This window comes from Streptomyces sp. NPDC006208, from assembly GCF_040613775.1.
GTDB lineage: Bacteria > Actinomycetota > Actinomycetes > Streptomycetales > Streptomycetaceae > Streptomyces.
In genome coordinates this window covers 131402-144626 of the sequence record NZ_JBEXSW010000008.1, presented here as the reverse complement: position 1 = coordinate 144626, position 13225 = coordinate 131402, and the positions used below count along the sequence as shown (strand labels likewise).

Below are 13225 nucleotides of genomic sequence, written 5' to 3'. Positions count from 1 at the left end.
CAGCTTTTCACCACCCCCACACCATCGCGCCAGTGATCACTGGCAGATAATGCCTGATCAGGGGCTTTTACAAGCCCTGGATCTTCAAATGTGCCACAACGCGATCGAAAAGCAGATCGCCCTCCGGGGCCGCCCAGCCTTCTGCCGGGCCGGACACACGCAGCAGCCAGTAGACCTGCCCGGCCCCCTTGCCTGTGACGACGACGCGCTCCTGCCGGCGCAGCCGGACAGGGTCGTCGCTCGAGTCGCTGTACGGCACGTAGTCGACGCGCGTGTCGAAGGCACGAGCGCCCTGCTGGGTGGCCGACGTGGACGTCACGTCCTGGTCCTTGATGTCGGTGCCGTTCTTGCCGCCCTTCTCGTAGTAGTCGGCCCAGACCGCCGCGTCCGGCGCGAGTTCGTCCTCCACCGCCGCGGTCTCGACGCGCTCGATGTAGACCTGGAAGACACCACTGGGGTCTCCGTACGTGACGCTGGTGCCCTCGTCGCCCTCGACCCGTTCGTAGTCGGAGGGCACGGCGATGCTCGCCGCGACCACCTCGCGTTCGGGACGGATCTCCCAGCCCGCCGGGATCTCGTCGCCGCCGAAGGGGGCGGCGAAGGTCAGGACGAGTGCGACGGCCGCTGCCAGCAGACCGCCGCCGAGCCCGTACTGCGCCGCGCGGTTGCCGTGCAGCACCGGCGGCACCCACCGGCTGCCACCCCCTGCCCCGGAGCCGGTCGTCCCGGCGCCGCTGCCCCCGAAGAGCTTCGTCGCATCGAGCGCGGCCGCGGGTGGCTGAGACACCGACTCCAGGGTCTGCCGGATCTCGGTGGCGTCGGGCCGCATCGCCGGGTCCTTGCGCAGCAACTGCATGACCAGCGTGCCGAAGGCGCCGGAGCCTCGGGCCGGCATCTGCGGTTCGGCGGAGAGCACTGCCTGAAGCGTGGCGGGCGTGTTGGAACGGCGGTACGGGGACATGCCCTCGACCGCCGCGTACAGCACGACCCCCAGTGACCACAGGTCGGACTCGGGCCCCGGGTGCCGGCCCAGCACGCGCTCGGGCGCGATGAATTCCGGCGAACCGACGAATGCCCCTGTCTCGGTCAGCCCCTGTTCGCCCTCCACCTGTGCGATGCCGAAGTCGGTGAGCACGACCCGGTCGCCGCGCCCCAGCAGGACGTTGTCCGGCTTCACATCGCGGTGCAGTACGCCCGCCTCGTGCGCCGCAGACAGCGCCCCGAGCACGGCGAGCCCGATCCGGGCCGCCTCGCGCACATCGAGGGTGCCGTCCCGCAGCCGGTCGGCGAGCGACTGGCCGTTCACCAGCTCCATCACGATCCACGGCTTGGCGTCCTCGATGACCACGTCGTGCATGGTGACGACGGCCGGATGGTCGATCCGGGCCGCGGCGCGCGCCTCGCGCTGCATCCGCAGATGGACACGCTCGCGTTCGCGTTCGCTCAAGTGGTCCGGTAGGCGGGGCTCCTTGACCGCGACATCCCGGTCGACAACCTGGTCCCGGGCCCGCCAGACCGTGCCCATGCCGCCGTGGCCAAGGCGCTCGAGAAGTTGGTAGCGGCCGCCGATCAGGCGCCCGACGGACGGGTCGCCGGGCGCGAGCGCATCGCCGGCCGCATCGCCCACCGCGGGGGTACGGGGGGCGGAGGCGGACAGTCCGGCGGGCAGCCCGGACTCCTCGGTGGGCCGGTACGCCGTAGGCCGCTGCTGCTCGGGCAGCCCGGGCGCCTGGGGCACATCGGGAGCGCCGAGTGCGTCAGGTGCCTTCGGCGGCTGAAGCCCGTAGCTGGTCGGCTCGTTCACCCGTCCCCCATCGTTGGTCATGCTCATATCCTCAAGCAAAGCCCGGGACCGACACCACCGGCGCCGGACACCGGATGCACACCCGTGACAGTCCGCCCGGACGGCACTGCCACCGCCCGGTCAGGCCGGCGGCCGCCAGCCGCGCAGCATGATGTCGAACTGCTGCCGCGTCGTGGCCCAGTCCGAGGCGGGACCGGACATGTAGAGGGCGTACTCGGTGCCGTCGTCCTCGTTGTACATCTGGTCGATGGCGCGTCGCTTGCCCGGGTGTTCCTTGGTCTCGGTCCAGGTGAACTCCCAGAGCGCGGACTGCGTCTGGTCACGGAAGGTGTTGGCGTGCAACTGCAGGCGCTTGTACTTCGGCAGCCGTTTCTCGAGGCCCTTCTGGATGTCCAGCATGTGCATGTACGGATTCTCGAAGTCGGGTGCCGGGTCGATGCTGATCCGGATGCGGTGCTTGCCGTTGTCGGGCGTGTAGTCGATCTGATTGCCGTCCGACTGACGCGTCCAGCCCTCGGGGACCCAGAGGCTGAATCCCTCCGGGTCGTCGACGCGCTGCCAGCCCTCTGGTACGGCCGAGGAGTTGGCGGGCTTCGAGCTCGGTTTCCGGGTCGACTGCGGGTGCGACTCGGTGCGTACACCTGAACCGTTGCGGCCCCCGTACTCCATGGCCAGCAGGCCTGCGCCGCCGCCGACCACCGCGGCGAGCACGGCGACGAGAGCGACCGTGCGCAGCCGGGCGCCGCGCCGCCGCTGAGGGGGTGCGGGGACGAGCGTGACCGCGGGCGCGGGTGCCGGCGAACCGGACGGCCCCCTTCCGGCCGCGGAGCCGGAGCCAGGTCCGGAACCCGGGCCGGAGGAACCCGAGCCCGATACGGAACCCGGGCCGGCCACGGCACCTGAACGCGCCCCTGACCCTGCCGTGTGTTCCGGGGCGTTGTGCGTCCAGCCCGGCTGCGTCATCCGCTCGGTCGTCCGCCGGGTCGGCGCGGCCGTGGAGGTCGTGACGGACGTTCCGTCCGCCATGGCCTCGGACAGCATCCGCTCGGCCTCCGCCGCCGAGGGCCGGGCCGCCGGATCCTTCTGCAGCAGCGCGAGGATCACGGGTGCGAGCCGCCCCGCCCGCTCCGGGTACGGCGGCTCGTCGTCCACCACGGCCTGCATCGTGGCAAGCGGCGACGAACGGCGGAAGGGCGACTCGCCCTGCACCGCCGCGAACAACGTCGCGCCCAGCGACCACAGGTCGGACGCGGGCCCGGGATCGTGGCCGCGCACCCGCTCCGGCGCGAGGTAGTCGATCGACCCGACGATCTCGCCGGTCCTGGTGATCGTCGAGTCGCCCTCGATCGCCGCGATCCCGAAGTCCGTGATCAGCGCGCGGCCGTCGCCGTTGATCAGCACGTTGGCGGGCTTGATGTCGCGGTGCAGCACCCCGGCGGCGTGTGCGGCGGTCAGCGCCCGCAGGATGTACCGGCCGATCCGGGCCGCGTCCGTCTCGTGGATGTGCCCTGACGTCTTGGCGAGGCCGGCGAGCGAAGGACCGTCGACGTACTGCATGACGATCCAGGGCCGGTCGTCGTGTTCGAGCACGTCATGAACGGTGACGACACACGGGTGGCTGATCCGGGCCGCGGCCCGGGCCTCCTTCTGCGTGCGGGCATGCAGAACGATCCGGTCCGCCTCGGAGACATACCGTCCGGCCGTCAACTCTTTGACGGCGACCACTCTGTGTAGCACTTCGTCGTGCGCGCGCCAGACCTTGCCCATGCCGCCGCTGCCGATGGTCTCGCTCAGCCGGTACCGCCCGGCAAGCAGCAGACCCGCGCCCGTGCTGTATGTGTCTTCCACGTCCCCCGCCCATTCCTTGGGTTCCCAGGTTACGGAGGGGATGTACGAACGCGAACCCTAGGGCGCTCAAGTGACCTGTCCGTAATGCGTGCACCGCTCCCGGACGGCCACGCTGCGTGACCTGCGCCCGAGTTGACGCCGGAGCAGAAGCCCGAGCTGACGCCGCGGACCGGGTCCTGGGCCTCAGCGCGTGACGCGGTACGTGGCCGTGGCCTGCTCGTAGATCTCGGTCACTTTGTCGCGCTGCTCCTCGGGGCCGATCACCTGGATCACGTGATAGGCGTCCCCGACGATCAGGGCGAGGTTGCGTACATAAACGTTGCGGCCATTGCTGTCCTGCCAGGTGAACTGACCTTCTGCCATGGACTGTTGACCCACATCGATACGTCGCAGCCCGGTCGCCCCGGCCCAGGACGAGTCCCGGAACGGCTGCAACTCCCGTTCTTTGTCACGCTGGTAGACGAGCGGGTCGTCGCCGCCCTCCTCCACGGAGTCCCGTCCGGGTACGACGATCAAGGTGAAGTCGCCGCCGTTGTAGCGGACTTGGCCGACGTCGTTGATGGGCCGCCGCTGCCAGGTCCTGTCGACCGCCACCTGGAAACCCTCGGCGTCCTTGCGCAGCACATAGCCGTCGGGCAGGTCGCCGGCCGGGGCCGAGGTCTGGGGCTGCTGCGATCCGGGAGTGGCGGTCGCGGGCGCACTGGGCGCCGGCTGCGGGCTCCCCTGGGTCGTGCGGCCCGGGCCCGGGCTCGTGGGGGACGGCTGCGCACCGCTCTTGTTCCCCTGCGACCCGGCCTTGGGCATGAACAGCACGGCATAGGCGATCGCCGCCACCAGCACCAGCAGGATCAACAGCAGGAGCGTACGGCCGAGCGAGCGCGGCCCCCGTCCCGCACGTTCCTTGGAGCGCTGGTGACGGTGACGGCCGTGGAGCACCTGCGGCGCTGGGGGACGGCGCCTGCGGACAAGTTCACCCCTGCGGCGTACGACAGGCAGCCTGCTGCCGCCGACGGCGCCCGCCGGCAGGGGCACGACGTCCATGCCTGCCTCGGGCTCGGGCGCGGACCGCACGAGCGAGCGCAGCCAGCCGCGCAGTTCCTCGAAGTCCGGGCGCTCCGTGGGGTCCTGTCGCAGCAGCGATTCGACGACCGGCCGCAGGGGACCGCACTCTTCCGCGAAGGCGGGCGGCTCGGAGCACACGAGCTGGACCAGTTCGGCCGCGCTCTCCTCGGGGTACGGGGCATGGCCCTGAACTGCCCGGAAGAGCAGCGCGCCGAGCGCCCACAGGTCGGTGGCGGGGCCGACGGGGGCGGCCAGCTGCCAGTTCTCGTGGACCGCTCCCGCCTGTTCGGGCGCCCAGCGCTCGGTGACGGCGCCGACGACCGCGATGCGGGCCTGGCGGGCGCGTTCGGCGGCGAGTGGAGTGGCGGGGCCGCGGTAGACGGTGGGCTCGCCCGGCGCGACGATCTCGTCCCAGCGTCCCGACGGGGCACCGGTGCGGGCAGCGGCGGGCAGGCGATCGTCGTCGGCGCGCGGGGCGTCCCGGCCACTGCTGCCCCGGTCCCAGTTTCCGGCCGCGGCGCCGCGGGGGCCAGGGCCCTCGCCGGCACGGGCGCCGGGCAGCGCCGGGCGGGCGCCGCCGTACGGGCCGCCGCTTCCGCGAGGCGCCTGCCGGCCGGCATCGGGCAGGGCGGGACGGACGCCGCCGTACGGAGTACCGCCGGGCTGTGTAGCGCCAGGCCGCTCGAGTGCGGGTCTCGGCCCACCGCCGGGGCCTGAGCTCCGGTCGGCCCGGCGGCCGCCACCGTACGGCGGTTCAGTGCCGCCCTGACCACCCTGGCCGCCGTCCCGGGCGGACCGGCGCGCGGCTTCGTAGCCGTCGCGCGCGGGTTGGCGTCCGCTCTCGACGGCCGCCTGCCGCACGCCGTAGGGATCGTCCCCGTACCGCGCGCCGGGCAGCGCCGGCCGAGCTCCCCCGTACGGACCCCCGCCGCCCGCCGGTACGGCACGAGGGCCCTCGCGGCCCGGGAACGGGGAGTCGTGCCATGTGCCGGCCAGCCTGGCGTGGCCGGGACCGGGGTCGTACCCGTCGTAGTCGTCGTAGTCGTCGTCGCCGTCGTGGACAGGGCCGTAGACGACGCCCTCCTCGTCTCCGTCCTCGTAACGGAACCGCTCAGGGCGCACCTCGTCGGGGCGTCTGGCCCACCAGTCCGGGTCGAGGCCGTTCTGGACGGGACCGTCCGCTGCCCCGCCGGGGGTGCCGCCCCGGCGCTGGTCCTCGGTGACGCGTGCCCCTGCCCGCGCGCCCGCGCGGTACGCGGCGATCGCGCCCGCCCGCGCGGCGCGGACATCCGGCACTCCGCCCCGTGAGTCCGGGGCCGTCTGACCGGGCAGCACAGGGCGCACCGGTCCGCCGTACCCGTCGTCGTCGCGTCGGGGGCCGGGGTCGTGGTCGTTGTCGGGCTCGGAGTCATCGTCGTACGCGGGGTCAATGCCGTACTCGGGGTCGTCGTCGTGCGCGGGGTCGCCGTCGGCCGGGTCTGCCCCTGGCCCCGGCTCGCCGAAGCCGTCCGCGTCCGCGTCGGGCGCCGGTGCGGGGGCGTACCCGCACAGCGCCTCCTCGGCGGCGCCCGAGGCCAGCCCGGTCAGCACCACACGCCCGTCGTCACAGACGAGCACCGTGCGGACGGTGATGTTCCGGTGCGTCCAGCCGTGCGCATGCAGCGCCCGCAGCGCGGTGAGGACGTCGGAGGCGACCTCCGCCGCCCGGTAGGGGTTCAGCGGCTTCTCGGCGAGGAGGGCGGCAAGCGGCCGGGCGGCGACGCGCTCGCTCACGATCCAGAGCGAACCGTCCTCGGCGAAGACGTCGAAGACCTGGTCGAGGCGCGGATGATCGGGGATCTGGGCGGCGGCCTGCGCAGCCTCCACGGCCCGGCGCACCGCCGGGTCCGCCGGCCTGCGTGTGCTGCGCCCCTGGGCCTGCCGTGCCACGGCCGTCCCGGCCAGGCCGTCCATGTCGACCACTTCGGCGTCCACGACTTCCGGTAACGGCACCTGCCGTACCAGGACTTCCTGACCGCTGTAGGTGTCGAAGGCCGGGGTCTCGACCAGTTCGAACGCGTCCGAAGGCGGCAGCGGAAGGCGGTAGCGGTCGGCGAGCACCCTTCCCGCGTAGTCGTCCACGGCGCCTCCCCACGTGCGCGCTGTCCCCCGGTCCGTCCGGAGACCGCACGTAGCCGTCAATTCCGGTCGCTCAACGGCCCCTTGTCGCTGCGTACCGTCCGCGACCTCTCACAATACGTCCCCTTGGTCAATCCTTGGGGCTGAACGTGGCGAACGCCGTCTTGCGCAGTGTCTCGCACTCGGTACTGCGCCACTCGCTCGCCTTGCAGGTGACCATGATCGAGTAGCCGCGCTTGGCGTCGACCTTGAATCCGCGGTTGAGGATCCTGACGCGCTCGCCGTTCTCGTTGCGCTCGAACTGCCAGTCGGCGACGGTCGGATAGCCGTTGTAGTCGACCGTGTTGATACCGAGGTGCTTGTAGCCGCTGCTGGTCGCACTCACACCGGCGACCGCTGCCGCCCAGGCGGCGGCCGCATCGTCCCTGGGGCTGGCGTTGTAGTCGACCTGGACGCGCGGGTATCCGCCGCCGGCACTGAACTTGCCGCCGGAGTTCTGGCCCGCGATGCCGACGAGCTTGAAGTCCTTGGGCATGGCCATCGTGAAGTGGAACCGGTCGTTGGAGACCATCACATATCCGTCCGGCAGTGCGTCCCCGTCCTTCGGCTCGTCGCCCTGGCCGTCGCCGGACGGCTGCCCGCCGCTCGCGTTGCCGGACGTGTCGGCCCCCTCGTCGCCCTTTCCGCTGTCCTTGCCGTCGTCCTTGGTCTGGTCCTGGCCCTTGGTGGTGCCGGAACCCGAGTCCTTGCCCTCCCCGCCCGCACTGGCGCCGGCCGAAGTGGTCTTGTCGCCCTTGGGCTTGCCCTGGCCGGTCTTGTCGTCGCCCCCGCCGAGGGAGAGGACGAGGACGGTGGACAGAACGGCGAGTGCGGCCACGACCGCGATGATCACCAGGGTGCGGCGCGGCACCACATCGGTGAGCGGTGCCCGCTCCGGAACGGGCCGCGGGGCGGGCCGTTCCGGAGAACGCTTCGGCTTCGGCGCGGCTTCCGCCTTGGCCGCCGCTGCGGCGTTGCGCACGGAACGCAGCGCACCCCGCAGCCGGTCCGCAGCCGGGTCCTTGGGCTTGGCGTCGGATGCCGCCGCCGGTGTCGCGAGCAGCGGGGGCAGGGGCGTGACCCGGGTGGCGTCGGGCTCCGGGTCGGCCGACCGCTCCGGCGCCTCGGGGGTGTGCAGCACCATGGTCAGCAGCGCCCGTGCGCCCGCGTCGTCGAGTCGCTGGTCGGGGTCCTTGGCCAGCAGGCCGTAGATGACCTCCTCCAGGGGGCCCGCGTTCTTCGGCGGGTCGAGCGGCTCGGTCATCACGGCGGTCAGCGTCGCGATGGCCGATCCCTTGTCGTACGGCGGGCAGCCCTCGACGCTCGCGTACAGCAGTCCGCCCAGCGACCACAGGTCGGCGGCGGGGCCGGGCTTGTGACCGCGGGCGCGCTCGGGCGAGATGTACGAGGGGGCGCCGACGAGCATGCCGGTGGAGGTGATCGACGGGTCGCCCTCGACCTGGGCGATGCCGAAGTCGGTCAGCACGACCCGGCCGTCCTCGGCGATCAGGACGTTGGACGGCTTCACGTCGCGGTGCAGGATGCCCTCGCGGTGCGCGGATCGGAGCACGTCGAGGATGGCGAGACCGACCTCGGCGGCGCGGCGCGGGGTGAGGGTGCCGTCCTCGCGGATGGCTTCGGCGAGGGACTTGCCCTCGACAAGCTCCATCACGATCCAGGGGCGGTCGTCCTCGTCTACGACGTCGAACACCGTCACCGCGCTGTTGTTGCGGATCCGGGCGATCGCCTTGGCCTCGCGGAGGGTACGCGTGATCAGACGGCGCTTCTCGTCCTCGTCGATGCTGTTGGGGAACCGCAGCTCCTTGACCGCGACGGTCCGTCCGAGGGTCTCGTCCACGGCCCGCCAGACGGTCCCCATACCGCCGCGCCCGAGGACCCCGCCCAGCCGGTACCGTCCGGCGAGCAACCGCCCGCCGGCGGAGCCCGCGCCCTGGGCGCTTCGGTCGGCACTTCCGGTGGCTGCGGCGGAGCCCGCGCTCTTGGCAGCTGCGTTCTGAGTGTTCTTCACGCCCTCGGCCGACGCCGCGGAACCGCTGGACCTGGCACCCTTCACGCCCCCGCCCGACGCGCTGCCCCGCCCTGCGGACGCTCCATCAGCACCGGCCTTGACCGCTGGAGCGTCGGCATCGGCCTTGGCCACCGGGCTGCTGCCCGCTTCCCTCTCAGAGCCGGCACCCGCCGGCGCCACACCCCGCCCTGCGGACGCTCCATCAGCACGGGCAGCCCCGGAGCCAGCACCCGTCACACTGTCGGCCACAGCAGCACGATCCGCACCCGCCGCCTTCGGGGCCACGTCCGCCGCACCGTGAGCTCCCGCCTCGGGCGACGCCTGCCCGGCCTGCGCAGGTGAGTCCGAACCGGCCAATTCCTGCCCGCCCGGCGAGTCCTTCGCGCCTGCGTCCCGGGAGCCGGACGTGCCTGCCGAGTCCGGTGCGACATCCGCGGCCCCGGCATCCGCAGACCCGGGGTCGGCCGATGCGCCCCGGTCCGCCACCGCGTCACCACGCTCGGCGGCCGCGTCGTCCGCGCCCGCGGATTCCGTGTCGGCGACCTGTTCCGGCTCGGCGGATCGTTCCTGGGACATGTCCCCCGAGGGCTCGCCGGAGGTCGTGCCGGACGCCCCGACGGGCTCCACCCCCGCAACCTCCTGGGACTCCCGGGACTCGCGCGGCTCCTCGGCCGTGTCCCGCTGGGGCTCCCGCGACTGCTCAGCCTCCGACATGCGTCCCCTCTGCGATCCCTGATCTTCGCCCGCGCCCGCCGCTTCCCGCGCGATGCGGTAACCCGCCCTGGCAGAGCCCCCATTGTCCCTTACTCCGGGACCGGTATTGATCCCGGGTCCGCCGTCTGCCGGGACTCGCCCGGCGGCGGCCGGGTGACGACCACGTCCGATGCACCCCTGCGCTGGTCGCAGGAGGGGCCACCCCGCACCGGTCCGGTCCCCAACTCCCTTGCCATGTGGCTGAATTCCGTCGTATCAGGGTCAGGGTCGACGGAACCCGGGCCGGGCAGGGGCACCCCCGCTCTCAGATGGGGATGATGTCCGGCGCTCCCAGGCGTGCCGCGTCCGCGGTCAGGTCGTCCGGCTGGCGCTGCGACTCCCGCTCGGCCTCCACCCTCTTCTCGTAGTGCTGCACTTCCTTCTCGACTTGCTCCTTGTCCCACCCCAGCACCGGTGCCATCAGCTCCGCGCACTCGCGCGCGCACCTCGTCCCCCGGTCGAACGTCTCGATCGAGATCCTGGTGCGCCTGGTCAGGACGTCGTCCAGGTGCCGGGCGCCTTCGTGCGAGGCCGCGTAGACGATCTCGGCACGCAGATAGTCGTCCGCGCCCCCCAGCGGCTCACCCAGACTCGGATCCTCGGCTATCAGCGCGAGCAGCTCCTCGCTGAGGGAGCCGTAGCGGTTCAACAGATGCTCCACCCGCACCACATGAAGCCCCGTCCGCGCGGCTGTCCTCGCCCGCGCGTTCCACAGGGCGCGGTAGCCCTCGGCGCCGAGCAGCGGGATGTCCTCGGTGACACACCCGGCCACCCGCTGGTCGAGCGCGTGGACGGCCGCGTCCACCGCGTCCTTCGCCATCACCCGGTACGTCGTGTACTTGCCGCCCGCGACCACCACGAGCCCCGGCACCGGGTGTGCCACCGTGTGCTCCCGCGACAATTGGCTGGTCGCGTCCGACTCGCCGGCGAGCAGCGGCCGCAGTCCCGCGTACACACCCTCCACATCGTCCCTGGTGAGCGGCACGGCCAGCACCGAATTGACGTGCTCCAGCAGATAGTCGATGTCGGCGCTGGACGCTGCCGGATGCGCCTTGTCCAGATCCCAGTCCGTGTCCGTCGTGCCCACGATCCAGTGCCGCCCCCACGGGATGACGAACAGCACGGACTTCTCGGTGCGCAGGATCAGCCCGGTCGCGGAGTGGATCCGGTCCTTGGGTACCACCAGGTGAATGCCCTTGGAGGCCCGCACATGGAACTGGCCCCGTTCCCCGATCAGCGCTTGCGTGTCGTCCGTCCACACGCCCGTGGCGTTGACGATCTGGTGGGCCCGGATCTCGTACTCCCCGCCGGCCTCGACGTCCTGCACCCGGGCCCCGACGACCCGCTCGCCCTCCCGCAGAAAGCCGATCACCCTGGCCCGGCTGGCGACTTGGGCCCCGTAGCTCGCGGCGGTGCGCACCAGGGTGGCCACATAGCGGGCGTCGTCCATCTGTGCGTCGTAGTACTGCAACGCTCCCACCAGGGAGTCCTTCTTCAGCGCGGGCGCGACCCGCAGCGCGGCCTTCCGTGAGAGGTGGCGGTGGACCGGCAGTCCTCGCCCATGGCCCGAGGACACCGACATCGCGTCGTACAGCGCGACACCCGATCCGGCGTACAGCCGCTCCCAGCCCTTGTGCTGGAGGGGGTAGAGGAAGGGGACCGGCTTCACCAGATGCGGGGCGAGCCGCTCCAGCAGCAGACCGCGCTCCTTCAGTGCCTCCCGGACCAGCGCGAAATCGAGCATCTCCAGATAGCGCAGCCCGCCGTGGATCAGCTTGCTCGACCTGCTCGACGTGCCGGACGCCCAGTCGCGCGCCTCGACGAGCCCGGTCGACAGCCCGCGTGTCGCGGCGTCCAGCGCAGTCCCGGCGCCGACGACGCCCGCGCCCACGACCAGCACGTCCAGTTCACGCTCGGCCATCCCGGCGAGCGCCTCGACGCGCTGCGCGGGTCCCAGTGTCGCTGTCCTCACTGCTGCCTCCCGTCGCCCCCGTGTGGTCCCTGCTGTGGTCGGGCTCACACCATCGATTCTGTCCGCACTCCGCAACTTCAGCCACCGCCTGTGGATAACACTCGGCCGACCACGAGCACACAATCCGGCATATCGGTCATATTTACGCCTAGTCTGACATTGCGCTTGCTCGTTCTGCCCACAGGGCTTGCGCTCACTGCCCCCTCCGGTTAAGGGAAGGACGGCCACTTCCATGCCCGCAGATCTCGCCGTCGTCGGACTCGGCCACCTCGGTCTGCCTCTCGCCCAGGCAGCCGTCGGCGCCGGCATCGAAACCGTCGGCTACGACCTCGATCCACACCGGCTTGCCGACCCGGCGGGCGGCGTCACCCCTGCCGACGTCCGCCGGATGCTGTCCGCCGGATTCCGGACCGCCACCGATCCGGCCGAGCTCGGCCGCGTACGCACGGCTGTCATCTGCGCGCCCACCCCCCTGTCCGCCGACGGGACCCTGGACCTCAGCGCGGTCGCCGACGCCGCCCACACCCTCGCGGCGCGACTGCGCCCGCACACCACCGTCCTGCTCGAATCGGCCGTCCAGCCGGGCACGACGGAGGGCTTCCTCCGCCCGCTGCTCGAGCAGGGGTCGGGCCTGCGCGCCGGCCGCGACTTCCATCTGGCGTATTCCCCCAGTCGGGTGGACCCCGGCAGGCGTTCCCACGGCTACGCCAACACCCCCAAGGTGATCGGCGGTCTCACTCCGGCCTGCACAGAATCGGCCGCCGCCTTCTACGGCCGCCTCACCGACAAGGTGGTCCGCGCCCGTGGCCCGCGCGAGGCGGAGACCGTCAAGGTCCTCGAAACGAACTTCCGGCACGTCAACATCGCCCTGGTCAACGAGATGGCGGTGCTCTGCCACGACCTCGGTGTGGACCTGTGGGACGTCATCCGCTGCGCCGAGACCAAGCCGTTCGGCTTCCAGGCCTTCCGCCCGGGCCCGGGCGTCGGCGGCCACGACGTCCCCCTCGACCCCGGTTTCCTCCCGCACACCGGCGGAGCCCCCGGCCGCCCCCTGCGCATGGTCGGTCTCGCCCGGGAGATCAACACCCGGATGCCGCAGTACGTGATCCAGCGCTGCGCCACCCTCCTCAACGAGCACGGCAAGTCGGCGCGTGGGGCCCGCGTGCTGCTCCTCGGCATCACGTACAAGCCGGACCTCGCCGACCTGGAGGCCTCCCCCGCCTACGAGATCGCCCGCCGTCTGATGAATCTCGGCGCCGCAGTCAGCTACCACGACCCCTACGTCCCCCACTGGCGCGTGGGTGAACTTCCGGTCCCCCGGGCGGACTCGCTCTACGAGGCGGCAGCCGGAGCCGACCTGACGGTCCTGCTCCAGCACCACCGCACGTACGACCTCCAAGGACTCGCCGTCAAGGCCCAGTTGCTGCTGGACACCCGCGGCGCCACCCCGATCGGCGCGGCGCACCGCCTATGAGCGCTCGCGGCCGAGCCGACGCCGTATCAGGCGCAGCAACGCGCTACGGCGCGCCGGCCAAAGGCACAACCGGATAACCAAGTGCCCCATTGTCGCTGCGGGCTGCTAATGTCCGTCCGCCGCGTC

6 protein-coding genes are annotated in these 13225 nt (G+C 72.1%); 1 reads left to right on the top strand and 5 read right to left on the bottom strand.

The genetic code is table 11. The annotated features are described in order from the left end of the window. Nucleotides 1–67: 67 nt before the first annotated feature. The 5 genes from ABZ208_RS08700 to ABZ208_RS08680 all read right to left on the bottom strand — a co-directional run bounded on the left by ABZ208_RS08700 (nt 68) and on the right by ABZ208_RS08680 (nt 11625). Entirely contained in the window at nt 68–1825 is a 1758-nt protein-coding gene (locus ABZ208_RS08700) for a serine/threonine-protein kinase (protein ID WP_356908792.1), read from the bottom strand. A gap of 99 nt (nt 1826–1924) precedes the next feature. Further along, nucleotides 1925–3652 carry a protein kinase gene (locus tag ABZ208_RS08695; RefSeq protein ID WP_356908791.1) on the bottom strand — a complete coding sequence of 576 codons (1728 nt, stop codon included), beginning with the start codon at nt 3650–3652 and terminating at the stop codon, nt 1925–1927. Between the two features lie 183 nt (nt 3653–3835). Continuing rightward, nucleotides 3836–6835, bottom strand: a complete 3000-nt coding sequence (locus ABZ208_RS08690; RefSeq protein WP_356908790.1) for a protein kinase — start codon at nt 6833–6835, stop codon at nt 3836–3838. 127 nt (nt 6836–6962) lie between these two features. Further along, nucleotides 6963–9614, bottom strand: a complete 2652-nt coding sequence (locus ABZ208_RS08685; RefSeq protein WP_356908789.1) for a protein kinase — start codon at nt 9612–9614, stop codon at nt 6963–6965. Between the two features lie 304 nt (nt 9615–9918). Continuing rightward, the gene (locus tag ABZ208_RS08680; protein ID WP_356908788.1) at nt 9919–11625 is read right to left on the bottom strand and encodes a glycerol-3-phosphate dehydrogenase/oxidase; all 1707 of its coding nucleotides are present in this window, start codon (nt 11623–11625) and stop codon (nt 9919–9921) included. A gap of 232 nt (nt 11626–11857) precedes the next feature. Here ABZ208_RS08680 and ABZ208_RS08675 point away from each other — a divergent pair, with 232 nt between their 5' ends. Next, a complete protein-coding gene (locus ABZ208_RS08675; protein WP_356908787.1) occupies nt 11858–13099 on the top strand; it encodes a nucleotide sugar dehydrogenase in 1242 nt (413 codons plus the stop codon). Nucleotides 13100–13225: the final 126 nt, after the last annotated feature.

Excerpts from the sequence above, each read along its gene's own strand:
- ABZ208_RS08700 (WP_356908792.1), bottom strand. The coding sequence starts at position 1,825 with ATGACCAACGATGGGGGACGGGTGAACGAGCCGACCAGCTACGGGCTT.
- ABZ208_RS08685 (WP_356908789.1), bottom strand. The coding sequence starts at position 9,614 with ATGTCGGAGGCTGAGCAGTCGCGGGAGCCCCAGCGGGACACGGCCGAG.
- ABZ208_RS08675 (WP_356908787.1), top strand. The coding sequence starts at position 11,858 with ATGCCCGCAGATCTCGCCGTCGTCGGACTCGGCCACCTCGGTCTGCCT.